The organism is Allobosea sp. 47.2.35, assembly GCF_024655635.1.
GTDB lineage: Bacteria > Pseudomonadota > Alphaproteobacteria > Rhizobiales > Beijerinckiaceae > Allobosea.
Genome location: NZ_JANLGI010000007.1, coordinates 99,152 through 125,301 on the forward strand (window position 1 = coordinate 99,152; position 26,150 = coordinate 125,301).

Sequence of the window (26,150 nt, forward strand, 5' to 3'; positions counted from 1 at the left end):
GACTAAATCGTGAAATCGGATTTCGCTCCGGGCTCGCCGAAGACGGCCTTGGCCTGCGCCCTGCGACACAGTTCCTCGACCGTCACGGTGTCCAGCGCCGCGAGGAACGCCGCCGAAGCGTGCGCGACCTCGGGTCCTATGACCTCGTCGACCAGTCGCGATTGCGGCTCCGGTCCGAGCGCTTCCTCGATCGCTTCCTGCATCGCGGCGCGCGCGATGTCGCCGGCCGTGATCTTGCGGCGCTCGCGGGCGAGCTCGTAGCCGCCGCGCGGGCCGCGTACGCCCTTGAGGATGCCGACGCGCACCAGCGTCTGCAGCAGGGTTTCGAGATGGCGCGGCGGCAGGGCATGGCGCGCGGCGAGCAGCTTGGCGGCGACCGGCTGCGGCCTTGCATGCAGGGCGATATCGACCACGGCGGCGATGGCGAGCAGGCTGCGGCGCGAGAGCAGGATCATGGCCGCTTCTCTCCGCTGACGCCCGTCGAGCCGAAGCCGCCCGTGCCGCGCGCCGTGGCGTCGAGCCCTGCAACCTCGGTCAGGACGGCTCGCGTCACCGGTGCGATCACCATCTGCGCGATCCGGTCGCCGCGTGCGATGGCGAAGGGCTCCTGCCCGAGATTGATCAGCGGCACCTTGACCTCGCCGCGATAGTCGCTGTCGATCGTGCCGGGCGCGTTCAGGACTGTGACACCATGCTTGACAGCCAGCCCCGAGCGCGGACGCACCTGCCCCTCGAACCCCTCGGGTAGCTGCATGGAGAGCCCGGTTGGCACGAGCGCGCGTTCGCCCGGGGCGAGCGAAAAACCTTCGGCAATGGCGGCGCGCAGGTCGAGCCCGGCCGCGCCTTCCGTCTCATAGGCTGGCAAGGGCAGGTCGGCGCCGTGCGGGAGGCGTTGCAGCAGGACCGAGACCATCGCTCAATCCGTCTGCCGGGCCGGCGCGAGCCCCGCGATATGGGCGATCAGCCGCGCGGCGACCTCGCCCTTCGGCAGGGTCGGCCAGGTCTCGACGCCGGTCGCGGTAACCAGATGCACGGTATTGGCATCGCCGCCCATCACGCCGGTGCCGCCGACATCGTTCGCGACGATCAAGTCGCAGCCCTTCCTGCCCAGCTTGGCGCGGGCATAGTCGATCACGTTCTGCGTTTCCGCCGCGAAACCGACGACCAGCGGCGGGCGCCCGCTCTTGCGATGCGCGATCGTTGCGAGGATGTCGGGGTTCTCGACCAGCGAGAGCGGCGGCAGCGCCTTGCCATCCTTCTTCAGCTTGTCGGAGGCCGCATCGGCGACGCGCCAATCGGCGACGGCGGCGGCGAAGACCGCGATATCGGCCGGCAGCGCCGTCTCGACGGCGGCGAGCATCTCGCGGGCCGATTCGACATGGATGGTCTCGACCCCGGCCGGATCCGGCAAATTTACCGGCCCACTGACCAGCGTCACGCGCGCGCCAGCAGCCGCGGCCGCCGCCGCGATGGCATGACCCTGCTTTCCGGAGGAGCGGTTGGCGATGTAGCGCACGGGGTCGATCGGCTCATGCGTCGGCCCCGAGGTGATCAGCACATGCCGGCCTGCCAGAGAGCCTGTCGCAAGGTCACCGCCCGGCAGCCGGCCAAGGAAGCCGATGGCACGCTGGGCATTGGGCTTCTCGCCGGCGAGCGCGAGCTCGATCGCGGCGAGGATTTCCGGCGGCTCGGCCATGCGGCCCGGCCCACTCTCGCCACGCTCGGCCATGGCGCCGACATTGGGGCCGACGACGAGCACGCCGTCCTTTTCGAGTTGCGCCATGTTCCGGCGCGTCGCCGGGTGCTGCCACATGCGCGGGTTCATCGCCGGTGCGATCAGCACGCGCTTGTCGGTGGCGAGCAGCGCGGTCGAGGCGAGGTCGTCGGCATGCCCGTTCGCCATCTTGGCGATCAGGTCGGCGGTGGCGGGCGCGACGACGACGAGATCGGTCGAGCGCGAGAGCTGGATATGGCCGATGTCGGCCTCGTCGGTCAGCGAGAACAGGTCGGTGAAGCAGCGCTCGCCCGCCAGCGAGGACACGGTCAGCGGCGTGACGAACTGTTCGCCGGCCTTGGTCACGATACAGCGCGAGGCGATGCCGCGATCCTTCAGCCGGCGGATGACCTCCAGCATCTTGTAGGCGGCGATGCCGCCGCCGATGATCAGGAGAACGGAGCGGGAAGCAGACAAGGCGGCTCCTCGGGCAGCGCGAATGGCGAACTGTCCGTTACGTAGCATCAGCCGCGCCGCGCTGTCATGCGCGGCGCGTTGCCCCGCCTTCCTCAGTTGCGGGGCAGATCGGGCACCTTGTAGGCCGTCGTCGCCTTGATCCGCTCCATCGCGAAGCGCGACGTGACGTTCTTGAGCGGAATCGTCTCGATCAGCTTCTTGTAGAAGCCGTCATAGGCGGCCATGTCGGCGACGACGACGCGCAGCATGTAGTCGACATCGCCCGCCATCCGGTAGAACTCCATCACCTCCGGCATCGCCGCGACCATCTGCGCGAATTTCTCCAGCCACGGGCCGGAATGGTCCGCCGTCTCGATCTGGACGAAGACGGTGAGGCCGAGCCCGATCTTTTCGGGCGCGACCAGCGCGACCCTTTTCAGGATCACGCCGGCCTGTTCCAGCTTCTGGATGCGCTTCCAGCAAGGGGTCTGCGAGAGCCCGACGCGGTCGGCGAGCTCCGCGATCGAGATATTCGCGTCCGCCTGGAGCACGGTCAGAATCTTGCGGTCGATGGCGTCCATTCTTTCAAGCTCGCTATCTGGAGAAATTCGTTTCGCAGATTTCGCACGAAAGAGAAGAATTATCTTTTTCTAGCTCATCTATTGCATCCAGATAGAAAATCCTTTTCTCAATCTGTCAATGGGGGCTCGTTTGGGCCTGCTTTTGAAAGGGATTTGAACGATGGATCGCCGCCAGTTCCTCATCGCCGGGTCGAGCCTCGCGGCGGCCATGTCCTTCGCCGCTCCGGCCCGCGCCCAGAGTGTCGCCGCGCGTGTCGGCTATATCCCGATCGTCGGCACGGCGCCGTTCTTCGTCGCCAATGGCGAAGGCTGGCTGAAGCAGGGCGGCATCGATGTTGCCGTTACCGTCTTCGAATCCGGCCCGAACATGATCCAGGCGCTGGCTTCGGGTACAATCGACGTCTATGTCGCCGGCGTCGCGCCGCTCGCTGTCGCCCGCTCGCGCGGCATCGATATCCGCGTCGTCGCCTCGACCGCGATCGGCGAGAACGTCGTGGTCAGTGCGCCGTCGCTGACCAAGTTCTTCACGGCGGGCACCAATGCCGCCGCCGCCTTCAAGGCCTTCCGGGCCGCCAACGGCAAGGCCGCGCGCCTCGCCACCCAGCCGGCCGGCTCGGTGCCCAACACGACGCTGCAATACTGGCTCTGGGAGGTCGCGAAGGTCGACAAGGCCGATGTCGAGATCGTGCCGATGGGCATCGACGCGACCCAGCAGGCGATCCTCGCAGGCGCGGTCGATGGCGGCTCCGTCCGCGAGCCGGCGCTGACCATCCTCCAGACCCGCAACCCGCAGATCAAGCTCGTCGCCGGTGGTGAGGAGGTTTTTCCGGGCCAGCCCGGCACGGTCGTCGCCGTCTCCGGCGCCTTCGCCACCAAAAATCCCCAGGCCGTGCAGAACCTCGTCTCTGGCCTCGTCAGGGCAGCCGCTCTGATCAAGGCCGATCCGAACAAGGCCGCGCCCCATGTCGGCGCCGCCCTCGGCAAGGGCATCGTCGATCCCGAACTGATCCAGAAGGCGCTGGTCTCGCCGGCCAGCAAGTTCGAGATCGACCCGCGCAAGATCATCGAGCCGTCCCGTGCGATGCAGGCCTACCAGGTCAAGCTCGGCTCGCTGGAGAAGGAACTCCCCTTCGACGGACTGTTCGAGACCCAGTATTACGAGCGCGCGGTCAAGGTGGGCGGCTGATATCGTGACCACGCTTCGGGCTCCGGCCCTCGCCCTTCTGGGCCTCGTCGCCTTCCTCCTGCTCTGGGAGGCGATGCCCTTCTTCGGACTGGTGAATCCGGCTTTCCTGCCGGGGCCGAGCGCCCTGCCGAAAGCCTTCATGCGGGAGCTCTCCTCCGGCGCCTGGTTCGCGGCCATACTGGGTTCGCTCTGGCACTACTTCGTCGGTTTGTTCGTCGGCGCCGGCCTCGGCATCGCCTTCGGCGTGCTGATCGGTATGTCCCGGATCGCCGAGGAGGCGACGGCCTGGGTCGTTCGGGTATTACGGCCGATCCCCGGCCTCGCCTGGGTGCCCTTCGCCATCATCTGGTTCGGCGTCACGCCGGGCGCAGCGGTCTTCATCATCGCCATCGGCGTGTTCTGGATCGTCTTCTTCGCGGCGCAAGGCGCGATCCGCGGCGTCGACCGCGATCTCATCGAGGTCGCCGACGCCTTCGGCTTTCGCTCCCCCTGGCAGCGCCTGTTCAAGATCCTGCTGCCGGCGGCCCTGCCGGGCATCCTCGTCGGCATCAGGACGGCGCTCGGCCAGGCCTGGATGGCGGTGGTCGCGGCCGAGATCTTCGGCGTCGCCGGTGTCGGCCAGCGCATGATGCAGGCATCCAGCCTGCTCGCGACCGATATCGTCGTGGTCTACATGCTGACGATGGCGGCGCTCTACGGCCTGCTCGACACCGGCTTCGTCGCCTTCCAGAAATGGGTGCTGCGTTGGAAAGCGTGATCGATATCAGGGGTCTGTCGCTGACCTTCACCCGCGACGGCGAAGAGACCGAGGTCCTGCGCAAGCTCGATCTCTCGGTCGGCCGCGGCGAGTTTTTGGCCATCGTCGGCCCGTCCGGCGTCGGCAAATCGACCCTGCTGCGCGTCATCGCTGGCCTCGCCAAGCCGAGCGGCGGGGAGGTGGTCATCGACGCGAAAGACCGGACGCGCCGGCCGGTCGCGCTGGTCTTCCAGGATTCGCGCCTGCTGCCCTGGCGCAAGGTCGTCGCCAATGTCGGCTTCGGGCTCGAAGACCGCGCCCCCCGTGCCGAGCGTCTCGCCAAGGCGACCGCGATGCTCGATCTCGTCGGCCTCGCGCCGCTGGCCCAGCGCTGGCCGCATCAGCTCTCCGGCGGGCAGCGTCAGCGTGTTTCGCTCGCCCGCGCACTCGCCGTCGAGCCGGAAATCCTGCTGATGGACGAGCCTTTCTCGGCGCTGGATGCCCTGACGCGCGAGAACCTGCAGGACGAGCTGATCCGCGTCTGGCAGCGCACCGGCAAGACCGTGCTCTTCGTCACCCATGATATCGACGAAGCCGCCTATCTCGCGGATCGCGTCGTCGTCCTGTCGGGCGCGCCCGGCCAGATCATCGCCGAGCACCGCATCGACGCACCCCGCCCGCGCCGGCGTGGCGCGGCGGCGGAGGCCGAGATCGTGCGAGCGGTCCGCCAGGGCCTCGGCGCCGACATCGTCACCGACGGCGCCGCGATCTGACCAACTGCGCCGCTCCGCATAGGGGCGGCGACATCATGGCACGCTGCCTCCAGACGCCCGATCGCCCAGAATACTCCTGACCCCGCCTCACTGCCTTGTCATTGGCACGAAAGGGCGGATTGAGGCATGGGGTCGGGATGATCGGGGATTGCGACGGCATCATGCGGCTTCATTTCGGCAAGCGTTTCCTGCGCGGGGCAGTGCTGGCATTCGGGCTGGCGATTCCGGGCTTTGCGCTCGCCGCCGAATCCGCCGCCGTCACCTCGCCGCGCGTCACCGCGACCCTGTTGTCGAGCCGGGACGCGGTCGCGCCGGGCGAGCGCTTCAAGGTCGCGCTCGTCCAGAAGCTGGCGCCGCACTGGCATACCTATTGGCTGAATCCCGGCGATTCCGGCGAGCCGACCCAGATCAAATGGGATCTGCCGGCCGGCGCGACCGCCGGCGATATCCAGTGGCCGGCGCCCAAGGCGATCCGGGTCGAGCCCCTCGTCAATTTCGGCTTCGAGGGCACGGTCCTGCTGCCGCTCGAGATCACCGTCCCGGCCGATGCCAAGCCGGGCGAGAATTTTGCGCTGAAGGCCGAGGCGACCTGGCTCGTCTGCGAGAAGATCTGCATTCCCGAGGAAGGCTCCTTCACGCTCGATCTGCCCGTCGCCGCTGCAAGCACGATCGATCAGGCTGCCGAGGCGCGGATCGATGCCGCCATCGCGGCGCTGCCGAAGCCGGCGCCCTTCCGCGGCAAGCTGCGTGATGATGCCGGCAAGCTCGTCCTCGACCTGCCGGGATTGCCGGCAGGTGTCGCCGATCTGCGCTTCTTCCCGATCTCCGACACGCTGATCGAGCATGCGGCCGACCAGCCCTTTGTGGCCGGCGACAAGCCCGTCCTGACGCTGACCCGTTCGAGCGCCTTCAAGCTGGAGAAGCCCGAAATCTCCGGCGTCCTGACCTTCACGGAGGCGGGTGCGCCGAGGGCCTTGACCCTCCTCGCCGATGCCGATCCCGCCCTGATGGCGGCCGGCGCGACGGCTGCGCCTGAAACCCGCCCGACCGTCATACGCATTCCGATGCCGGCCGAGGGCGCCGATCTCACGCTCTGGGCGGCGCTTGCCTTTGCCTTCGCCGGCGGCCTGATCCTCAACCTGATGCCTTGCGTGCTGCCGGTGCTGTTCATCAAGGCGCTCGGCTTCGCGCAGCTCGCGCATCGCAATCGCTCCGAGGTCCGCGAGCAGGGCCTGCTCTTCCTCGGCGGCGTGCTCATCACATTCATGGTGCTGGCCGGCGCTGTGATCGCGCTGGGCAGCCTCGGCAGCAGCGTCGGCTGGGGCTTCCAGCTCCAGTCCCCGCCGCTGGTGATCGGGCTCGCCGTGGTCATGATCCTGATCGGCCTCAACCTGCTCGGCGCCTTCGAGATCGGTACCTCCGTGACCGGTCTCGGCGATGGCCTCGCCAGCCGGGGCGGGCGGCTCGGCGCCTTCATGACCGGCGTGCTTGCGGTCGTCGTCGCGACGCCCTGCACGGCGCCCTTCATGGGCGCGGCGATGGGCTATGCGGTGACGCAACCTCCGGCGGTGGCGCTGTCCGTCTTCATGGCGCTGGCGCTGGGCTTCGCCCTGCCTGTGGTCGCGCTCTCCTTCGCTCCGGGCCTGTTGCGCCTGCTGCCCAAGCCCGGCCGCTGGATGCTGGTGCTGAAACAGGCCTTCGCCTTCCCGATGTTCGCGACCGCGATCTGGCTGATCTGGGTCGCCTCGGTGCAGAGCGGCCCGCAGGGCGTGCTCGCGGCGCTCGTGGCCGTGCTGGCGGCGGGCTTCGCCGTCTGGCTCGTCGGCGTCACGCGCGGCTCTTTCGCGCGGCGTGCTTTCGGTTCGGTGCTGGCGGCGCTGGTCGTGCTCGGCGCCGGCTGGTTCACCGTTCAGAACGCCATTCCCGGCGCGGCGACCGAGGCGCGGGCCGGCGATATCGAGGCCTGGTCGCCCGAGCGCGTCGCAGCCCTGCAGGCGCAGGGCAAGCCGGTTTTCGTCAATTTCACCGCCGCCTGGTGCATCACCTGCATCGCCAACGAGCGCGTCGCGCTCTCCCGACAGGAGGTGAAGGACGCCTTTGCGAAGCTCGGCGTCGTCTATCTCAAGGCCGACTGGACCAATCGCGACAGCCGCATCGCCAAGGCGCTGGCCGAGCAGGGCCGCGCCGGCGTGCCGCTCTATCTGTTCTACCCCGCCCGCAGGGAGGCGCAGGCCGAGATCCTGCCGCAGCTCCTCACCGTGGACGGATTGATCGCCGCGGCCGAGCGTGCGGCCGGGCGCACCACGAAGACGGCAGCTCTGCCATAGGTTTTCGACATCAACCCAGGGAGACAGACATGCAAAGCCTGACCAGACAGACTTTCATCGCCGGCCTTGCCCTCGCGGGCCTCGCCTTCCCGGCAGCCGGTCTCGCGCAAGGCGCGGCCAAGGTGGGCGCCCCCGCTCCCGCCTTCCAGGCGGTCGATGTCGAAGGCAAGACGCGCAACCTCTCGGAGTTCGCCGGCAAGACGGTGATCCTCGAATGGACCAACCATGACTGCCCCTATGTCCGGAAGCACTATAACAGCGCGACCATGCAGAATCTGCAGAAGGACATGGCGAAGGAGGGCGTGGTCTGGCTCTCGGTGATCTCCTCGCCGCAGGGCGAGCAGGGGCATGTCGATGCCGCCAAGGCAAAGGAATTGACGGTCCAGCGCAACGCCGCCCCGGCCGGCATCCTGCTCGACCCGAACAGCAAGGTGGCGCGCGCCTATGGCGCGCAGACCACGCCGCACATGTACATCATCGATCCCAAGGGCACGCTCGCCTATATGGGCGCGATCGACGACAAGCCGACCTCGTCGGCGGCGAGCCTCGAAGGCGCCAAGAGCTATGTCCGCCAGGCCGTCGCCGAGCTCAAGGCCGGCAAGCCGGTCTCGGAAGCCAGCACCAAGGCCTATGGCTGCGTGGTGAAATATGCGCCGCTGAGCTGAGGCACGTAACCCAACGCGATCAGGAAGCGGCCGGGCTTTGCCCGGCCGTTGTCGTTTGGGCGCCTATTGCGACCTCGGCCCGAGATCGCGCGGCGCGGCGTTGATCGTGACGATCTGGCCGTTGCGCAGCTCGAGTACGGCGAGCCCGCGCTCGACCTGTCCGTCCGGACGGAAGCGGAAGACGCCGTCCGCCCCGGCGAAGCCCGAGCCGTTGGTCAGCACGGCCTCGGAGAAGCGCTGCGAGCCTTGCGTGCGCGCCAGCGCCGCCGCCAGCGAGACCGCGTCATAGGCCAGCGTCGCGGTGCGGGTCGGCGCGCTGTTGAAGCGCTGCTGGTAGCGCCCTGCGAAAGCGTTGAACCCGGCCGTGTCGGGCGAGGCGAACCAGCCGCCCTGGATCGCCGGCACGCGCGCGATGCTGGCGTCGTTCCACACGCCGGTGCCGAGCGGCTTGACCTTGGCCGGGTTGTAGCCGGCCTCCTGCAGGAGCTGGCCCACGGTCGGCATCGTGTCGGCGGCGGCCGGCACGAACAGGGCATCGGCTTGGGCGAGCGAGGGCATCAGGCGCTGGATCGCGGATTTCATCGCGGCCGGGTCCGAGCTGAAGCGCTCGATCGCGGCGACGCGGACACCGCGATTGGCGGCGGCCTGCTGGAACGCGGCTTCCACAACCTTGCCATAGGCGGTGTCCGGCACGAGCGCTGCGAAGGACTTGCGGCCCTGCTGGGCGGCATAGCCGATCACGCGGTTGACGTCGTTCTCGGGCGGGAAGGAGAGCAGGTAGACGCCGCGCGAGGCGACGTTGGAATCGCTGGAGAAGGCGATGACCGGCTTATTGGCGGCGCGCGCCACCTGCCCGACCGCCTGGACGGAGGGCGCGAAGAGCGGGCCGACGATCAGTTCTGCCCCTTCCGACAGGGCCTCCTGCGCCGCGGCGCGAGCGCCTTCCGGCGTGCCGCGATCGTCCTTGACCAGCAGCATCAGGTCGGCGTTCGGGAATTCGGCGAGCGCCATTTCTGCGGCGTTCTTCAGGGAATTGCCGACGACGGCGCCCTGGCCTTCGGCCGTCAACGGCAGGATGAGCCCGACCTTGACCTTGCCGGTGCCGATGGTCTGGCCGGTCGGCGCGCCGCCGCCGGCCGCGGGCGTGCCCGAATCGAAGCCCGGCAGGCCGGAGGTGCCGCCGCCGCAGGCCGCCAGCGCAAGCGGCAGCATCACGGCGAAGGCCCGTGCCTTGAACCGCAGGATCGGTGCGATATGCCGATGGTGGAACACGGGCGATCTCCAGTCGTGACCGGGCCGGCGAAACGCGGCCCGGCGATAGGTCCTGCGGAACTGTTCTACCCCCGGACCTCTCGTGCCAGTGCGGAAGCCTATTTTCAAGTTGTTAACTATAGGTTGCAGCGGTCGGCGCGCGCCTTGCCATGGCGCGGGCGCAGCCGCTGTGGCAGCGTGGCGCCATGTCGACCGATACCGCCGCCCGCCCCCCCAGCTACACCGCCTTCGGCCTGAAGGCCGAGGCCGAGCCGCTGGCGCCGGGCCTGCATATCGTCGCGACGCCGATCGGCAATCTCCGCGACATCTCGTTCCGGGCGCTGGCGACGCTCGCCGCCGCCGATGCGATCCTGGCCGAGGACACCCGGACGTCGAAGACGCTGCTGGCGCATTACGGGATATCGACGCCGCTCCTGCCCTATCACGAGCACAATGCCGCGCAGATGCGGCCCAAGGTGCTGGCGAAGCTGCGCGAGGGCGGCAAGCTCGCTTTGATCTCCGATGCCGGTACGCCGCTCGTCTCCGATCCCGGCTACAAGCTTGTCGCCGAACTGGTGGCGGAAGGCCTGCCCGTCACCGGCATTCCCGGCCCTTCCGCCGTGCTGGCCGCCTTGGTTCTGGCCGGCCTGCCGACCGACCGCTTCTTCTTCGAGGGCTTCCTCCCGCCGAAATCGGGAGGGCGCCGCACGCGCCTGACCGAGCTCGCCGCCATTCCCGGCACGCTGGTCTTCTTCGAATCGCCGCGCCGCCTCGCCGAGATGCTGACGGACGCCGCCGCCGTGCTCGGTGCACGTTCCGGCGCCGTCGCGCGCGAACTCACCAAGTTCTACGAGACGGTCCGGCGCGGCACCCTTCCGGAACTCGCCGCCCATTACGAGAGCGAGGAGGAGGCACGCGGCGAGATCGTCGTGATCATCGGCCCGCCCGGCGCCGCCGATCTCGTCACCAGCGACGAGGCGATCGACGAGCGCCTGCGCGCGGCCATGGCCAAGGTGTCGCTGAAGGAAGCGGTGGCGCAGGTCGCGGCCGAAACCGGCCAGCCGCGCCGCAAGGTCTATGCCCGCGCGCTCGAACTCACCCGCGACGATCCGTGAGCAGGGCCGGCGCCGATCCGGGCGGGCGCAGCCATAAGGCAAAGCGCTCGGGCCTGACCGGGCGCCGCGCCGAATGGCTCGCCATCCTCTGGCTCAGCGCCAAGGGCTATCGCCTGCTGGAACGGCGCTTCGGCGGCAAGGGCGGCGAGATCGATCTCGTGATGAAGCGCGGCCGCACCATCGCCTTCGTCGAGGTCAAGGCGCGCGGTCGGCTAGACGACGCCATGATCGCGATAACTCCGGAAAAGCAGCGCCTCGTCGAGCGGCGCATCCGGCACTGGCTCTCGCGCAATGCCTGGGCCATCGATCATCATTTGCGGGCCGATGCGGTCTTCCTGGCGCCCTGGCGCCGGCCGCGCCATGTCCCCGCCGCCTTCGCGCTTGTCCTCTGACGCAAGGCCACCCACTTGCAGGAACCCGGTCTGCGGTCCGATAAGAACCGCCTGCCTGCAACAGGAAGCCTGTCATGAGCCTCAACGTCGCCATCCAGATGGACCCGATCGAGCGCATCCGGATTGCCGGGGATACCGGCTTCGCGTTGATGCTGGAAGCGCAGGCGCGCGGCCACTCGCTCTACACCTACACGCCCGACAAGCTCTCGATGCGCGACGGCAAGGTCACCGCGCCGATGCGCCCGGTCAACGTGCGCGATGTCGATGGCGATTATTTCACCGCCGGCGCCGAGGAGAAGGTCGATCTCTCGACGCTGGACGTCGTGCTGCTGCGGCAGGACCCGCCCTTCGACATGGCCTATGTCACCACCACCCATATGCTGGAGCGCATCCACCCGAAGACGCTGGTGGTCAACGACCCGACCTCCGTGCGCAATGCGCCCGAAAAGATTCTCGTCACCCATTTCCCCGAATTGATGCCGCCGACATTGATTACCCGCGACAAGGCGGAGATCGAGGCCTTCCGCGACGAGCATGGCGAGATCGTCATGAAGCCGCTCTACGGCCATGGCGGCGCGACCGTCTTCAAGACCGGCAAGGGCGATCCGAATTTTGGTTCGCTCTTCGACCTGTTCAGCAACCTCTTCCGCGAGCCCTGGGTGGTGCAGGGCTTCATCAAGGAGGTCACCGAGGGCGACAAGCGCATCATCCTGATCGATGGCAAGGCGGCCGGCGCTGTCAACCGCGTCCCGGCGGTGGGTGATCTGCGCGCCAACATGGTGCGCGGCGGAGCGGCGCGCCCGACCGACCTGTCGAAGCAGGAACTCGCGATATGCGAGGCGATCGGCCCGACCTTGCGCGAGCGCGGCCTGCTGCTCGTCGGCATCGACGTGATCCACGGCAAGCTCACCGAGATCAACGTCACTGCGCCGACCGGCGTGCGTGCGATCAAGAAGCTCGGCGGCCCGGACCTCGCGGCGCAGCTCTTTGACGTGATCGAGGCGAAGCGCGGGCGCTAACTCGCCCTGATATAGCCCTTCCAGCAGCGCCCGAGCGCGATCTCCCGCCGGCCCTCCAGGACCGGCTCGTAGATCCGGCGCAGGGCCTCGTTCGCGACCGTGACCGGACAGAGCGGATACAGTACGAGGTCGGCCTCGCGGGCGAGCGTGATCTCCGTATCGTCCGGCTTCGGCACGGCGCGGAACGGGTCCGCGCCGATGGCGATGCCGCGCGGCGCGCTGCGGCCCATCACGGCGGGGAACGGGTTGACGAAGTTGAGGCTCATGATCGTCTCGAAGCGGCGCCCGCTCGCCTGCTCATGCGCCAGGATCGCCGAGACGCCCTCATCGACCGCCATCAGCCAGGACGCCTGGAAGTCCAGTTCCGAATAGAGCTGCGGTGACGGCAGCATCTCGCGGGCGGCAAAATCCCGGAAGGTGGCGGGATGGGCGGCGTAGAGGTCGAGCATCGTGCTGGCACGGGTGATGACATTGGCATGCTGCGAGACCTGGCCGAGGCGGCCGAGATGCTGGTTAGGCAGCGCGGCATAGCCGGCCTGGGCCATCAGCGCCCGCGCGCCGCGCTGGAGCACGGTTTCGGCCGGCGGGATCGCGGTGGCGGCGACGAGGCCGCAGATCACGAGCGCGCCGCGCCGCCCGCTGCCGAGCCAGCGCGACAGGATCACCAGCAGGACCGGCCAGATGAAGATGAAGGCTTGCCCGCCGGTGTTCTGGGTCTCGAAGAACAACCCTGCGGCGAGGACGACCGCGAGCCATGCGACCTCGCGGTCGAGCAGGCGGGCGAGATTGGCCATCGACGGCCGGTGGCGGAGCGCAAGCGCGGCCTCCGCGATATCGCGCCGGTCCAGCCAGAGCAGCGCGAGGCCGAGCGCCGTTCCGGCGCCGACGATGTCGAGATGCAGCGAGGCGGCCTGGACGAAGCGCGGCAGGATGCCGCCGGCATTGATCGCGATCAGCGCGAGGATGCTGTCGAGATAGGCGCTGACGAGCCCGGTCGCGAGTTCCAGGCCGAGCATTCCCAGTCCGGCCGCAGCGGCGATCACGAGACTCTGGCGCCAGCCGATCCGCCCGGCCGCGAGCGCGAAAGCCGTGACGAGGCCGCCGGCGAGGAAGCCGGTGATCTTGATCAGGAACAGGGCGGTCAGCGTCCAGCCGATGACGGCGCCGAGCGCGGGGCCGCGCAGGAAGACCAGACCTGAAACCAGCACGTAGAGCACGATGCTGACATGCCGGTTGTAGATGCCAAACCCGTCCGTGCCGGGGAAGAAGGAGTAATGCTCGACATTTACCGGCAGGATCTGGAAGGCGAGGTAGGGCAGGAGCAGTGCCATTGCCGTGGCGCGCGATTGCCGGCCGATGGCATGCAGGACCACGGCCATGGCCGGGGCCGTCACGGCGAACAGGCACCATTGCGCCAGCAGGAGCGGATGCGCGCGGGGAAACAGCGCGTCGAACCCGGCGAAGAGCCAGTAGCCGAGCGGCCCGACCGGGGCGATGAAATCGATCAGCGGCACCTGACCGTCGCCGATCCGGTTGGCGGCGTCGAGATAGAGGACGAGGTCCCAATACATCGGCCCGAGCGGCAATGTCAGGGGCAACGTCAAGAGCAACGCGCAGGCGAGGATGGCGGCGCCGAGCAGGGCAAGCGGCAGGTTCGGGAGCCGTCGCGCTCCTGTCGAAACACGCGCCTCGATCGTGCCACCGGCCTGCATGGCGCTCTTCCTCGTCCCTGTCGACGAGGCTTGCTAGCAGGGGCGGGTTAAGATCGGCCTTCCGGCGGCATGTTGCCGTTGAGCGGATTGGCCTCGTCCCAGCCATAGCGCAGCGTCTCGAAGCGCATCGCCAGCGAATCGAGCAGCAGGAGCTTGCCGACGAGCGGCTCGCCGAAGCCGGTGATGGCGCGCACCACCTCCAGCGCCATCAGCGAGCCGATGATGCCGGGCAGGGCGCCGAGCACGCCGGCTTCCGCGCAGGTCGGGATCGCGCCGGGCGGCGGCGCCTCCGGGAACAGGCAGCGCCAGGTTGGGTTCGGCTTTCCGTCAGCCCCGGTCTCATGGGCGCGGATCGTGGTGAGCGAGCCGTCGAAACGGCCGAGCGCGCCCATCACCACCGGCTTGCGCTCATGGAAACAGGCATCGGAGACGGCATAGCGCGTCGCGAAATTGTCGGAGCCTTCGGCGACCACGTCGTAGAAGGCGATCATCGCGCGGGCATTGTGCGGGTCGATGCGGGTGACATGCTCCTCGACCACGACATTCGGGTTGAGGTTGCGCACGAAGCGGGCAGCGGCCACCGCCTTGTGCGCGCCGATATCCTCGGTCGAGAAGATGGTCTGGCGCTGCAGGTTCGAGAGCGAGACGATATCGTCGTCGACGATGCCGATCTTCCCGACACCGGCCGCCGCCAGGTACTGGATCAGGGGCGCACCGAGTCCGCCGGCGCCGATGACGAGGACGCGGGCGTTCTTCAGCCGCTGCTGGCCGGGCCCGCCGATCTCCGGCAGGACGATATGGCGCGCATAGCGCTCGATCTCGTCGTCGTTCAGCATCATGGGTGACAGCCTAAGGCCGCTGGCGGGCGTTCGGCAATCGCCGCGCCGGTCTTGCCGGGCCTTTGCACGGGACATGACCTTTCGCCAGCTTGGCCGCGCGCTCGGGCCATGCCATCGTGCCGCCATCGAGGGCCGGACAACGGCGCCCGGCTGCAACAGGGGATCGGTTCGATGCGTTTGGGTTCTTTCGCGGCGGCGCTTGCCGGCGTTGCGCTTTCCAGTGTGGCCGCTCTGGCGCAGCCGCAGACGATCAAGCCCGCGATCGTCTATGACAAGGGCGGCAAGTTCGACAAATCCTTCAACGAGGGCGTCTTCATCGGCGCGGAGAAGTTCAAGAAGGAGACCAATGTCGACTTCCGCGATTTCGAACCGACCAACGACGCCCAGATCGAGCAGGCGCTCCGCCGCTTCGCCCGCGACGGCCATTCGCCGATCATCGCGGTCGGCTTCTCGCAGGCGACGGCGCTGCAGAAGGTCGCGGCCGAGTTCCCGAACCTGAAATTCACGATCATCGACATGGTCGTCGAACTGCCGAACGTGCAGTCGGTCGTCTTCAAGGAGCATGAGGGCTCCTATCTCGTCGGCCTGCTGGCGGCGATGGCCTCGAAATCCGGCAAGGTCGGCTTCGTCGGCGGCATGGATATCCCGCTCATCCGCAAGTTCGCCTGCGGCTATGTCCAGGGCGTCAAGGCCGGCAAGGCCGGCGCGGAGATCTTCCAGAACATGACCGGCTCGACGCCGGCCGCCTGGAACGACCCGGTCAAGGGCGGCGAGCTCGCGAAGTCCCAGATCGATCGCGGAGCGGACGTGGTCTATCACGCGGCGGGCGGCACCGGCATCGGCGTGCTGCGCGCCGTGGCGGATGCCGGCAAGCTCGGCATCGGCGTCGATTCCAACCAGAACGCCCTGCATCCCGGCAAGGTGCTCACCTCGATGCTCAAGCGCGTCGATGTCGCCGCCTATAATTCCTTCAAGGCGGCGCAGGACGGCTCCTGGAAGCCGGGCGTCTCCGTGCTCGGCCTGAAGGAAGAGGGCATCGACTGGGCGCTGGACGACGCCAACAAGGCCCTGATCACGCCGGAGATGAAGGCCGCCGCCGACAAGGCCAAGGCCGATATCATCGCCGGCACGGTCAAGGTCCACGACTACATGTCCGACCAGAAATGCACGATGTGAGGCGCGGTCGGCTCCCTTGAGTTCCGCGCCCGCCATCGCGCTGATCGGCATCTCCAAGCGTTTCGGCCCGGTCGCCGCCAACAGGGACGTGTCCCTGTCGGTTGCGGCTGGCTCGATCCATGGCATCGTCGGCGAGAACGGCGCCGGCAAGTCGACGCTGATGTCGATCCTCTACGGCTTCTACGAGGCCGATGCCGGCGAGATCAGGATCGCCGGTGAGCCGCGCCGCATTCGCTCCTCGGCCGATGCGATCGCGGCCGGGATCGGCATGGTCCACCAGCATTTCATGCTGGTGGAGACGCTGAGCGTCGTCGAGAACGTCGTGCTCGGCGCCGAGGGCGGGGCTTTTCTGAAAGGCGGTGTCGGCAAGGCGCGGGCCGCCCTCGCGAAGCTTTCGCAGGACTACGGCCTTGCGATCGATCCCGACGCCATCGTCGGCGAGCTCTCCGTCGGCCTGCAGCAGCGCGTCGAGATACTCAAGGCGCTCTATCGCGGCGCCGAAATCCTGATTCTGGACGAACCCACGGCGGTGCTGACCCCGGCCGAGGCCGACCAGCTCTTCGCCTTGCTGCGGGCGCTGAAGGCGCAGGGCAAGACGGTGATCCTGATCACCCACAAGCTGCGCGAGATCATGGACGTGACCGACCGCGTCTCGGTGATGCGCCGTGGCGAGATGGTCGCCCATGTCGCCACCGCGGAAACCTCGCCGCCGGCTTTGGCCGAGGCGATGGTCGGCCGGCGCGTGCTGCTGCGCGTCGAGAAACAGCCGCGCGCGCGTGGCGCGCCGGTGCTGGAGGCGGTCGGCCTGTCCTGCCGCGACGGGCGCGGCACCGAGACCTTGAAGGACGTCAATCTCACGCTCCATGCCGGTGAGATCGTCGGCATCGCCGGTGTCGCCGGCAATGGCCAGAGCGAATTGCTGGAGGTGCTGGCGGGCCTGATCCAGCCGAGCCGCGGCGTGATCAGGCTGGGCGGGCAGATATTGGCTGCCGCCGATCGCCATCCGGCGCGCATGCGCGATCTCGGCCTGATGCATATTCCCGAGGATCGCCACCGCAGCGGCCTCGTCACCGCCTTCTCCGCCGCCGAGAACGCCATTCTAGGCTATCAGCACGATCCCGCCTTCGGTTCCGGCCCGTTGCTCTCGCCGGCCCGCATCGAGGCCCATGCCCGCGAGGCCTTCGCGGCCTACGATGTGCGCCCGCCCGATCCGGCGCTGAAGACGGCGAAATTCTCCGGCGGCAACCAGCAGAAGATCGTGCTCGCCCGCGAGATCGAGCGCGGCCCAAAAGTCCTGCTCGTCGGCCAGCCGACGCGCGGCGTCGATATCGGCGCGATCGAGTTCATCCATCGCCGGCTGGTGGCACTGCGTGATGCCGGCGTCGCGATCCTGCTCGTCTCGGTCGAGCTGGAGGAGGTGATGGCGCTCTCCGACCGGATCATTGCCATGTGCGGCGGCCGGATCACCGGCGAGCGGGCCGCGGAGAAGGCCGACGAACGCGATCTCGGCTTGTTGATGGCCGGCGTGACGGACGAGGCCGCATGAGCGCCGCCCCTGTCGAACTGCCGCGCTGGGCCGATATCGCGCTGGTGCCGCTGGTTTCGGTCGCAGCAGCCCTGCTCGTCGCCGGGCTCGTCGTCATCGGCATCGGCGAGAATCCGCTCGAGGCGACGGCCCTGTTGCTGCGCGGTGCGCTCGGCAGTACCGAGGGCATCGGCTTCACGCTCTACTACGCCACGAATTTCATCTTCACCGGGCTTGCGGTCGCCGTCGCCTTCCATGCCGGCCTGTTCAATATCGGTGGCGAGGGGCAGGCGACGGTTGCCGGCATCGCCATGGCGATCGTCTGCCTTGCGCTGCCCACGCTGCCCGGCTTCCTCGCCGCGCCCTTCGCGATCCTGGGAGCGGCGGCGGGCGGCGCGCTCTGGGCCTTCATTCCCGGCTGGCTCCAGGCCAAGCGCGGCAGCCATGTCGTCATCACCACGATCATGCTGAACTTCGTCGCGGCGACGCTGATCGTCTATCTCTTGCGTGAGGTCATCGGCAAACCCGGCTCGATGCAGCCGGAGACCCCGGATTTCCCGGCCGGCGCCATCCTGACGCCGATGCATCAATTGCTCGCGCCGCTCGGCCTGAAGCTGCCTTCGACCCCACTGAACAGCGCCTTCTTCCTCGCCCTGATGGCGCTCGTCGCCGTCTGGCTGCTGATCTGGCGCACGCGATTGGGCTACGCGATCCGCACCGTTGGCGCCAATCCGCGCGCCGCTGCCTATGCCGGCATATCGCCCGCCACTGTGACCATGATCGCGATGGCGATCTCGGGCGCGCTCGCCGGCGGGCTCGCGGTCAACGAGGCGCTCGGCGTCCAGCATCGGCTGGTGCTCGATTTCACCGCCGGCTACGGCTTCGTCGGCATCGCGGTCGCCCTGATGGGGCGTGGCCACCCGGTCGGCGTCGGCCTCGCCGCCCTGCTCTTCGGCGTGCTCTACCAGGGCGGCGCCGAACTCTCCTTCGACAAGCCCGCCATCACCCGCGACATGGTCGTGGTCATCGGCGGCGTGCTCGTGCTTTTCGCGGGGGCGCTCGACGGGCTGTTCCGGCGGCTTGTCGCGAGCGTCCTGCGAACCGGGCGGGGGGCGGCCTGATGGACCTGCTCCAGCTCATCGCCGTCATCCTCGATTCGACGATCCGGCTGTCGATCCCGCTGATCTGCGCGGCGATGGCGGGCTTGTGGTCGGAGCGGGCCGGCGTCGTCGATATCGGCCTGGAGGGCAAGATGCTGATCGCCGCCTTCGCCTCGGCGGTCGCGGCCTTCGTCACCGGCTCGGCCTGGATCGGGCTCGGCGCCGGCATCCTCGCTGCCCTGGCGCTGGCGCTGGTTCATGGCTTCGCCGCCATCACCTGGCGCGGCAACCAGATCGTCTCCGGCGTCGCCATCAACATGCTGGCGGCTGGGCTCACCGTGATCCTCGGCAATGCCTGGTACGGGCAGGGCGGGCGCACGCCTTCGCTGGAGGGCGCCGCCCGCTTCGGCGAGATCAGCCTGCCCTTCGCCCGCTGGGCCCGCGAAAACGTGCCCGGGCTCGGCCTGATCTATGACGAGGTCGTCTCGGGCCACGGTGCGCCGGCCTATCTCGCCTTGCTCTGCGTCATCGTCACGGCCTTCGTCCTGAAGCGTACCCGCTTCGGCCTGCGCATTCGCGCCGTCGGCGAGAACCCCGCGGCGGTCGACACGGCCGGCATCTCGGTCGCCGGCCTGCGCTATGGCGCGGTTGCGATCTGCGGCGTGCTCTGCGGCATTGGCGGCACCTATCTCGCGGTGGCGCAATCGGCCGGCTTCCTCCCGCACATGACGGCGGGGCGCGGCTTCATTGCGCTCGCCGCCGTGATCTTCGCCAATTGGCGGCCCTGGCCGGCGCTGGGCGCCTGCCTGCTCTTCGGCCTGCTCGACGCGGTCGCGATCCGGCTTCAGGGTGTGACATTGCCCGGCATCGGCCTCGTGCCGGTGGAAGCGATCCAGGCCTTGCCCTATCTGATGACCATCGTCCTGCTCGCCGGCTTCATCGGCAAGGCGACGCCGCCCAAGGCCTCCGGCCTGCCCTATGTCAAGGAACGCTGATTTGCCGGCCGAACCCGATTTCGAGGCCCTGTTCGCGGCTGCCGCCGCGATCCAGCCGCGCGCCTATGCGCCCTATTCGCGCTTCAAGGTCGGCGCCGCGCTGCTCGCCGATGACGGCGCCGTCCATGCCGGCTGCAATGTCGAGAACGCCGCCTATCCTGTCGGCTCCTGCGCCGAGGCCGGGGCGATCGCGGCGATGATCGCGGCCGGCGGGAAGGCGATCCGCGCCGTGCTCGTCTTCGGCGAGGGCGCCGAGCTGGTCACGCCTTGCGGCGCCTGTCGCCAGCGCATCCGCGAATTCGCCACGCCGGAGACGCCGGTCGCGATCGCCGGGCCCGAGGGCATCCGCGCGCGCTTCACGCTGGAGGAGCTGTTGCCAGCCTCCTTCGGACCGGCCAATTTGCCGCGCTGATGCGGGGCCGCTTCGGCGGCTGGGAGGGAGTGAGCGATGGCGGCTGATCCGGCCTTCGACAAGGTGGCGTCGATCCTGGCGGAACGTGGCGTCGATGCCATCGATTGCGCGATCGTGCTCGGCACCGGCCTCGGCGCCGTCGCCGAGGATATCGAGAATGCCGTGCGCATTCCCTATGCCGATCTGCCGGGTTTCCCGCGCGGCGAGGTTTCCGGCCACGCCCGCCAACTCTGCTATGGCACGCTGCATGGCCGCAAGGTACTGATCTACGAAGGCCGCGCCCATTATTACGAGGGCGGTGATTCCGCGGTGATGCGCGTGCCCCTCGGCGTGCTCACCGCCTTCGGCTCGCCGCCGCTGATCCTGACTAATGCTGCAGGCTCGCTCTCGCCGGAGATGCGTCCGGGCAGCCTTGCCCTCATCACCGACCATATCAACCTGAACGGCCCCAACCCGCTGATCGGCGACAAGGGCGACGGGCGCTTCGTGCCCATGGTCGATGCCTATGACCCGCATCTGCGCGGCCGCTTCAAGCGCGCGGCCCAGCGGGCGGCGATCCCGCTCGGCGAGGGCGTCTACATGTGGTTCACCGGGCCGAGCTTCGAGACGCCGGCCGAGATCCGCATGGCGAAGGTTTTGGGCGCCGATCTCGTGGGCATGTCGACCGTGCCGGAAGTGATCCTGGCGCGTCGCCACGGCCTGCGCGTCGCCGGCCTGTCCATCGTCACCAATATGGGCGCAGGGCTCCATGGCGGCACGCCGCACCATACCGAGACGCGCGATGTCGCGGGCCTCGCGGCGGGTGCGCTCAAGCGCCTGATGCGCGCCTTCCTGTCGGAGCTGTAAGCCATGTCCGATGCCGATCTCGCCCGGCGCGCGCTCGCGCTGCTCGACCTCACCGATCTCGCCGACGATGCCACGGAAGCAGGCACGCGCGATCTCTGCCATCGCGCCGTCTCCGGCCCGGTGCCGGTCGCGGCGATCTGCCTGTGGCCGCGCTTCGTCGCGACGGCGCGGGCCGAGCTCGGCGATGGCCCCGTCCGCATCGCGACCGTCGTGAACTTTCCCGATGGCGACACGCCGATCGCCCCGGCCATGCGCGAGACCGAAGAGGCTCTCGCCGCCGGCGCCGACGAGATCGACCTCGTGCTGCCCTGGCGGGCTGTTCTCGCGGGCCACACGACATCGGCTGCGGCCATGGTCCGCAACGTCAAGATGCTCTGCGGCGAGCGTCGCCTGAAGGTGATCCTGGAAACCGGCGAATATCCCAATCTCGACAAGGTCAGGACGACGGCCGAGCTTGCCATCGCGGCCGGCGCCGATTTCATCAAGACCTCGACCGGCAAGACCGCGAATTCTGCCAGCATTCCGGCCGCCCGCGTGATGCTCAGCGTCATCGCGGAGGCGGGTCGTTCCGTCGGATTGAAGCCGTCGGGTGGCATCCGGACATTGGCCGATGCCACGCGCTATCTCGACCTTGCCGATGCGATCATGGGGGAAGACTGGGTTTCGCCGACAACCTTCCGCTTCGGCGCCAGCGGCCTTTATGGCGCGCTCGTCGCGGCTATTGATGGCGCCGCGCCCGATGCCGCGCCGCGTGGGAGCTATTGATGCGCCTGACCCAGGAGATCATCGCCGCCAAGCGCGACGGTGCGGAATTGCCCGAAGCCGATATCCGCCAGCTCATCGCCGGTTTGCCTGACGGCTCGGTCAGCGAGGGCCAGGCCGCTGCCTTCGCCATGGCGGTCTATTTCAACGGCATGAACGAGCGCGAGCGCGTGGCGCTGACGCTGGCCATGCGCGATTCCGGCACGGTGCTGCGCTGGGACGACCTGCCCGGCCCCGCCCTCGACAAGCATTCCACTGGTGGCGTCGGCGATACCGTGAGCTTGCCGCTGGCGGCGGCGGTCGCGGCCTGTGGCGGCCATGTCCCGATGATCTCCGGCCGTGGCCTCGGCCATACCGGCGGCACGCTCGACAAGCTCGATGCGGTGCCGGGTTATGTCACGCAGCCCGGCATCGATCTCTTCCGCAAGGTGGTGCGGGAGGCCGGCTGCGCCATCATCGGCCAGACCGCCGATCTCGCCCCCGCCGACAAGCGCCTCTATGCCATCCGCGACGTCACCGCGACGGTGGAATCGCTGCCCCTGATCACGGCCTCGATCCTGTCGAAGAAGCTCGCCGCCGGCCTGCACGGCCTCGCGATGGACGTGAAATTCGGCTCCGGCGCCTTCCTGCCGGATTACGGCAAGGCGCAGGCTTTGGCGCAGGCGCTGGTCGGCGTCGCCAATGGCGCGGGCATGCCGACGACCGCCCTGCTTACCGACATGAACGAGCCGCTCGCCTCCGCCGCCGGCAATGCGCTCGAGGTCGCCTATGCGCTCGACCATCTCACGGGCCGCCACCGCGAGCCGCGCTTCCACGAGGTCACGGTGGCGCTCGCCGCCGAGATGCTGCTGCTCGGCAAGCTCGCTCCGGATATCGAGACGGCCCGCGCGAAGATCGAGCAGGCTTTCGCCTCAGGCGCCGCGGCCGAGCGCTTCGCCCGCATGGTCGTGGCGCTCGGGGGCCCGGCCGATCTGCTGGAAGCGCCGCAGAAGCATCTCGCCGCAGCCCCGGTCGTGAAGCCGGTCTATCCCGAAACGGCCGGCCCGGTCGCTTCGGTCGACACCCGCGCCGTCGGACTTGCTGTCGTCGCGCTCGGCGGTGGCCGGGTACGCCCGCAGGACCCGATCGACCATGCCGTCGGCATCGTCGCGCTGGCCGGGATCGGCGATGCGGTCGGGCGCGACCGGCCGCTCGGCATCGTTCATGCCCGCGATGAGGCCGGTTACCAAGCGGCAAGCGAGCGCTTGCGCAAGGCTTATCGGATCGGGGAGGGTGCGACGCGCGGCCCGCTGGTCGCCGAACGGATTACGGAGAGGGTGTCGGGATGAGTCTGCTTCTGGCCATGACGGGCTGGCATGTCGAGGATTGGCGCGCGCGCTTCCAGGCGCTGCTGCCGGATATGCCGATCGTCGTCCTCGGCGAGCCCTTCGACCGTCGCGCCGTCCACTATGTCGCGAGTTGGAAGCACCCGCCCGGCAGCCTGACCGGCCTGCCCAATCTCGCCGCGATCTTCTCGCTGGGCGCGGGCGTCGATTTCCTCTTCGCCGATGACAAGCTGCCGGCGGCGCCGATCGCCCGCATCGTCGATCCCGACCTGACGACGCGGATGAGCGAATACATCGTCCTGCACTGCCTGAGTTACCTGCGCCAGCAGCGCCGCTACGATAGCCAGCAGCGCGAAAAGCTCTGGGATGACGACCGCAACCAGCCGGCCGCCCGCTCGGTCCGCGTCGGCATCATGGGGCTGGGCGAACTCGGCCAGGACGCCGCCCGCAAGCTAGCCGTGATGGGTTTCGACGTCGCGGGCTGGAGCCGCTCGCCCAAGACCATCGCGGGCTTGCAGACCTTCTCCGGCGAGGACGGGATGAAGGCCTTCCTTGCGCGCACCGATATCCTCGTCAGCCTGCTGCCGCTGACTCCGGATACACGCGGCATCATCAATGCCGGGATGCTCTCGGGCCTCGCGCAGGGCGGGCGGCTCGGCGGGCCGTTCCTGATCAATGCAGGTCGCGGCGGCCTGCAGGTCGCGGACGACATCCTCGCTGCGCTCGATGCCGGCACGCTCAAGGGCGCGACGCTCGACGTCTTCGAGGTTGAGCCGTTGCCGGCGGAGTCGCGGCTCTGGAGCCATCCGGGGGTGACGGTGACGCCGCATAACTCGGCGATGTCGGAGCCGGAGGCGATCGCGACCGCCGTCGCCACGCAGATCGGGCGGCTGGAAGCGGGCGAGCCATTGCTCAACGTGGTCGATCCGGCAAGAGGCTACTGAGCCTCGCCGGACGGCTGTCACGGAACGGTCGCGGCGCTGTCGTCGCGGCGCAATCCGGCCGGGCGAAGCGAAGGCTTCGCCCTATTCCGGAGCCAATCCATGCGCCTGCCGCTCATCGCCGCCCTGTTGCTATCCTCGACCATGCTCGCCGGAGCGCAGGACACGCAGAAGGAATTCCCTGCCAAGCTCGTCGGTCATGCCCTGCTGCCGGCGAACACCATCATCCCCGCGCCCGCCGATGCGCCGGCCGATCTCAAGGTCTCCGGCAAGTTCGTGACGCCGGGCAAGCGCGTCGAGGCGGTCGGCACCGTCATGGGCACCTCGGGCGGGCGCCCGACCGGGCTCTCCACCCCCTTCGCCGGCCAGCCGGTGCAGGGCTTCTCGGGTATCCGCTCGCTGGGGAACGGCGAGTTCCTCGTGCTGACCGATAACGGCTTCGGCGCCAAGGCGAACTCGCCCGACGCGATGCTGTTCTTCCACCGCCTCAAGGCCGATTTCGGCAAGGGCGCGGTCGAGCGCCTCTCGACCACTTTCCTGCACGATCCCGACAAGAAGGTGCCGTTCCGCATCGTCCAGGAAGGCACGGAGAAGCGCTATCTGACCGGCGCGGATTTCGACCCCGAATCGATTCAGCCGATCGGCGGCAAGTTCTGGGTTGGCGAGGAATTCGGCCCCTACCTCATCCGCGTCGATGCCAGCGGTAAGGTCGAGGCCGTGTTCGAGACGCTGGTCGACGGCAAGCCCGCCCGCTCGCCGGATCACTACGCCATCACCACGCCCGGTGCGCCGGACCAGAGCGTCGCCTTCAACGTGCGCCGCTCCAAGGGCTATGAGGGCATGGCGCAGTCGCCGGATGGCCGCTTCCTCTACCCGCTGCTCGAAGGCCCGCTCTGGAACGCCGAGACCAAGGGCAACGAGGAGGTCGACGGCAAGGAAGTGCTGCGCATCCTCGAATTCGATGTCGCCAACGAGAAATGGACCGGTCGCTCCTGGTTCTACCCCCTTGAGCAGAAGGGCAACGCCATCGGCGACTTCAACATGATCGACGCTACCACCGCGCTGATCATCGAGCGCGATAACGGCGAAGGCACCGCCGACAAGGCCTGTGCCGCCGGTCAGAAAGGCCCGGACTGCTTCCACGACCTCGCCAAGTTCAAGCGTGTCGTGAAGATCGAGATGACCGAGGCCAATCTCGGCAAGCCCGTGCGCAAGGTCGGCTTCATCGATCTTCTGAAGATCGCCGATCCCGACGGCAAGGCAAAGCAGGGTGCCATCGACGGCGTGCTGCCCTTCCCGTTCTTCACCATCGAGAATGTCGATGTGGTCGATCGCGCGGCTGGCGTCATCGTCGTCGGCAACGACAACAACCTGCCCTTCTCCTCCTCGCGCGACCCGAGGAAGGCCGACGACAACGAGCTGGTGCTCCTGTCGGTGAAGGACCTGCTCGACGCGAAATGAGGCGCGGCGCCCGCTTCTATCCCCGCAAAGCCCCCGGCCCCGCCACCGCGGCCGGCGGGCATTTGCCCGAGATGATCATGCCCAGCACCTCGTCCTGCGTGACGTCCGCGGTGCGGGCAGTGCCGACGACCTTGCCGTTCTTCATCACCGTGACGCGGTCGGCGAGGTCGAAGACATCGTGCAGGTCATGGCTGATCAGGAAGATGCCGATGCCCTGCTTCTTGAGCTGCAGGATAAGCTCCGCGACCTGCTTGGTTTCGGCGGGCCCGAGCGCGGCCGTGGGCTCGTCCATGATCAGCACGCGGGCGTTGAAATAGATCGCTCGCGCGATCGCGACCGACTGGCGCTGGCCGCCGGAGAGCGCCTTCACCGGCTCCTTGAAGCGGCGGAAATGCGGGTTGAGCCGGCCCATCACCTTGCGGGTCTCGGCTTCCATCGTCGCATCGTCGAGCGTGCCCCAGCCGGTCAGCAATTCGCGGCCGAGGAAGATATTGGCGGCGGCATCGACATTGTCGGCCAGAGCCAGCGTCTGGTAGATCGTCTCGATGCCATGGCGCTTGGCATCGAGCGGGCTTGAGACCGTGACCTCCTCGCCATCGACCCGGATCGTGCCGGCATCGGCCTTGTAGGCGCCGGACAGGATCTTGATCAGCGTCGACTTGCCAGCGCCGTTATGGCCGAGCAGGCCGACGACCTCACCCGGCATCAGGTCGACACTCGCGCCATCGACCGCCTTGATGCCGCCGAAGGCGATCGAGATGTCGCGCATCTCGACCAGGGGCGTGCCCTGGCCGGGATGGGTGTCGGCGATGTCTGCCGGTTCCGCGATGCTCATGGAACC

The 26,150-nt window shown here is 68.4% G+C and carries 26 protein-coding genes; 18 read left to right on the top strand and 8 right to left on the bottom strand.

The window, feature by feature from the left end:
- Window positions 1–2 precede the first annotated feature (2 nt).
- The 4 genes from NUV79_RS11105 to NUV79_RS11120 are packed head-to-tail and all read right to left on the bottom strand — an operon-like array spanning window position 3 to window position 2,751.
- Complete coding sequence (locus NUV79_RS11105; protein WP_257733142.1) at window positions 3–455, bottom strand: RrF2 family transcriptional regulator; 453 nt, start codon at window positions 453–455, stop codon at window positions 3–5.
- Window positions 452–913 (bottom strand): dUTP diphosphatase, encoded by a 462-nt coding sequence (gene dut, locus NUV79_RS11110; protein WP_257733143.1) that lies wholly within the window; start codon window positions 911–913, stop codon window positions 452–454. The genes NUV79_RS11105 and dut overlap by 4 nt, the downstream gene beginning before the upstream one ends.
- Before the next feature lie 3 nt (window positions 914–916).
- Window positions 917–2,239, bottom strand: a complete 1,323-nt coding sequence (locus NUV79_RS11115) for a phosphopantothenoylcysteine decarboxylase domain-containing protein (RefSeq protein ID WP_374679181.1) — start codon at window positions 2,237–2,239, stop codon at window positions 917–919.
- A gap of 44 nt (window positions 2,240–2,283) precedes the next feature.
- On the bottom strand, window positions 2,284–2,751 hold the full coding sequence (locus NUV79_RS11120; protein WP_052232492.1) for an Lrp/AsnC family transcriptional regulator: 468 nt from the start codon (window positions 2,749–2,751) through the stop codon (window positions 2,284–2,286).
- 160 nt (window positions 2,752–2,911) lie between these two features.
- Here NUV79_RS11120 and NUV79_RS11125 point away from each other — a divergent pair, with 160 nt between their 5' ends.
- The 5 genes from NUV79_RS11125 to NUV79_RS11145 all read left to right on the top strand — a co-directional run bounded on the left by NUV79_RS11125 (window position 2,912) and on the right by NUV79_RS11145 (window position 8,438).
- A complete protein-coding gene (locus tag NUV79_RS11125) occupies window positions 2,912–3,937 on the top strand; it encodes an ABC transporter substrate-binding protein (protein ID WP_257733145.1) in 1,026 nt (341 codons plus the stop codon).
- Between the two features lie 4 nt (window positions 3,938–3,941).
- Complete coding sequence (locus NUV79_RS11130) at window positions 3,942–4,694, top strand: ABC transporter permease (protein WP_257733146.1); 753 nt, start codon at window positions 3,942–3,944, stop codon at window positions 4,692–4,694.
- On the top strand, window positions 4,670–5,446 hold the full coding sequence (locus NUV79_RS11135) for an ABC transporter ATP-binding protein (protein WP_257733147.1): 777 nt from the start codon (window positions 4,670–4,672) through the stop codon (window positions 5,444–5,446). The genes NUV79_RS11130 and NUV79_RS11135 overlap by 25 nt, the downstream gene beginning before the upstream one ends.
- A gap of 161 nt (window positions 5,447–5,607) precedes the next feature.
- Window positions 5,608–7,773, top strand: a complete 2,166-nt coding sequence (locus tag NUV79_RS11140) for a protein-disulfide reductase DsbD family protein (protein ID WP_257733148.1) — start codon at window positions 5,608–5,610, stop codon at window positions 7,771–7,773.
- A 29-nt stretch (window positions 7,774–7,802) separates the two neighbouring features.
- A complete protein-coding gene (locus NUV79_RS11145; RefSeq protein ID WP_257733149.1) occupies window positions 7,803–8,438 on the top strand; it encodes a thioredoxin family protein in 636 nt (211 codons plus the stop codon).
- A gap of 63 nt (window positions 8,439–8,501) precedes the next feature.
- Here NUV79_RS11145 and NUV79_RS11150 read toward each other — a convergent pair whose 3' ends face one another.
- Window positions 8,502–9,710, bottom strand: a complete 1,209-nt coding sequence (locus tag NUV79_RS11150) for a penicillin-binding protein activator (RefSeq protein ID WP_257733150.1) — start codon at window positions 9,708–9,710, stop codon at window positions 8,502–8,504.
- A 185-nt stretch (window positions 9,711–9,895) separates the two neighbouring features.
- On the opposite strand from NUV79_RS11150, the gene rsmI reads away from it, so the two are divergent.
- The 3 genes from rsmI to gshB all read left to right on the top strand — a co-directional run bounded on the left by rsmI (window position 9,896) and on the right by gshB (window position 12,215).
- Window positions 9,896–10,804, top strand: coding sequence for a 16S rRNA (cytidine(1402)-2'-O)-methyltransferase (rsmI, locus tag NUV79_RS11155; RefSeq protein ID WP_257733151.1), 909 nt, complete (start codon window positions 9,896–9,898; stop codon window positions 10,802–10,804).
- Entirely contained in the window at window positions 10,801–11,196 is a 396-nt protein-coding gene (locus NUV79_RS11160) for a YraN family protein (protein WP_257733152.1), read from the top strand. The genes rsmI and NUV79_RS11160 overlap by 4 nt, the downstream gene beginning before the upstream one ends.
- 74 nt (window positions 11,197–11,270) lie before the next feature.
- Window positions 11,271–12,215, top strand: a complete 945-nt coding sequence (gene gshB / locus NUV79_RS11165) for a glutathione synthase (RefSeq protein WP_257733153.1) — start codon at window positions 11,271–11,273, stop codon at window positions 12,213–12,215.
- Here gshB and NUV79_RS11170 read toward each other — a convergent pair.
- Together NUV79_RS11170 and NUV79_RS11175 are read right to left on the bottom strand one after the other, a co-directional pair.
- Window positions 12,212–13,927, bottom strand: coding sequence for a TgpA N-terminal domain-containing protein (locus NUV79_RS11170; RefSeq protein ID WP_257733154.1), 1,716 nt, complete (start codon window positions 13,925–13,927; stop codon window positions 12,212–12,214). The two genes, gshB and NUV79_RS11170, sit on opposite strands and share 4 nt — an antisense overlap.
- A 47-nt stretch (window positions 13,928–13,974) precedes the next feature.
- Complete coding sequence (locus NUV79_RS11175; protein ID WP_257733155.1) at window positions 13,975–14,766, bottom strand: HesA/MoeB/ThiF family protein; 792 nt, start codon at window positions 14,764–14,766, stop codon at window positions 13,975–13,977.
- Between the two features lie 171 nt (window positions 14,767–14,937).
- On the opposite strand from NUV79_RS11175, the gene NUV79_RS11180 reads away from it, so the two are divergent.
- From NUV79_RS11180 to NUV79_RS11225, 10 genes are all read left to right on the top strand, one after another.
- Window positions 14,938–15,942, top strand: coding sequence for a BMP family lipoprotein (locus NUV79_RS11180; RefSeq protein WP_257733156.1), 1,005 nt, complete (start codon window positions 14,938–14,940; stop codon window positions 15,940–15,942).
- Window positions 15,943–15,958: 16 nt separating this feature from the next.
- A complete protein-coding gene (locus tag NUV79_RS11185; protein ID WP_257733157.1) occupies window positions 15,959–17,488 on the top strand; it encodes an ABC transporter ATP-binding protein in 1,530 nt (509 codons plus the stop codon).
- Complete coding sequence (locus NUV79_RS11190) at window positions 17,485–18,588, top strand: ABC transporter permease (protein ID WP_257733158.1); 1,104 nt, start codon at window positions 17,485–17,487, stop codon at window positions 18,586–18,588. Before NUV79_RS11185 ends, NUV79_RS11190 begins: the two co-directional genes overlap by 4 nt.
- Window positions 18,588–19,562: an ABC transporter permease gene (locus NUV79_RS11195; protein ID WP_257733159.1), complete on the top strand. Its 975-nt coding sequence runs from the start codon at window positions 18,588–18,590 to the stop codon at window positions 19,560–19,562. The genes NUV79_RS11190 and NUV79_RS11195 overlap by 1 nt, the downstream gene beginning before the upstream one ends.
- A 1-nt stretch (window position 19,563) precedes the next feature.
- Window positions 19,564–19,974, top strand: a complete 411-nt coding sequence (locus NUV79_RS11200) for a cytidine deaminase (RefSeq protein ID WP_257733160.1) — start codon at window positions 19,564–19,566, stop codon at window positions 19,972–19,974.
- 36 nt (window positions 19,975–20,010) lie between these two features.
- Window positions 20,011–20,820 (top strand): purine-nucleoside phosphorylase, encoded by an 810-nt coding sequence (locus NUV79_RS11205; protein ID WP_257733161.1) that lies wholly within the window; start codon window positions 20,011–20,013, stop codon window positions 20,818–20,820.
- A 3-nt stretch (window positions 20,821–20,823) separates the two neighbouring features.
- The gene (gene deoC, locus NUV79_RS11210) at window positions 20,824–21,585 is read left to right on the top strand and encodes a deoxyribose-phosphate aldolase (protein WP_257733162.1); all 762 of its coding nucleotides are present in this window, start codon (window positions 20,824–20,826) and stop codon (window positions 21,583–21,585) included.
- Window positions 21,585–22,910 carry a thymidine phosphorylase gene (deoA, locus tag NUV79_RS11215; protein WP_257733163.1) on the top strand — a complete coding sequence of 442 codons (1,326 nt, stop codon included), beginning with the start codon at window positions 21,585–21,587 and terminating at the stop codon, window positions 22,908–22,910. Before deoC ends, deoA begins: the two co-directional genes overlap by 1 nt.
- Entirely contained in the window at window positions 22,907–23,851 is a 945-nt protein-coding gene (locus NUV79_RS11220) for a 2-hydroxyacid dehydrogenase (protein ID WP_257733164.1), read from the top strand. Before deoA ends, NUV79_RS11220 begins: the two co-directional genes overlap by 4 nt.
- A 99-nt stretch (window positions 23,852–23,950) precedes the next feature.
- On the top strand, window positions 23,951–25,309 hold the full coding sequence (locus NUV79_RS11225) for an esterase-like activity of phytase family protein (protein ID WP_257733165.1): 1,359 nt from the start codon (window positions 23,951–23,953) through the stop codon (window positions 25,307–25,309).
- A gap of 16 nt (window positions 25,310–25,325) precedes the next feature.
- Here the strand turns inward: NUV79_RS11225 and NUV79_RS11230 are convergent, their stop codons facing one another.
- Window positions 25,326–26,144 carry an ATP-binding cassette domain-containing protein gene (locus NUV79_RS11230; protein ID WP_257733166.1) on the bottom strand — a complete coding sequence of 273 codons (819 nt, stop codon included), beginning with the start codon at window positions 26,142–26,144 and terminating at the stop codon, window positions 25,326–25,328.
- Between the last annotated feature and the right edge of the window lie 6 nt (window positions 26,145–26,150).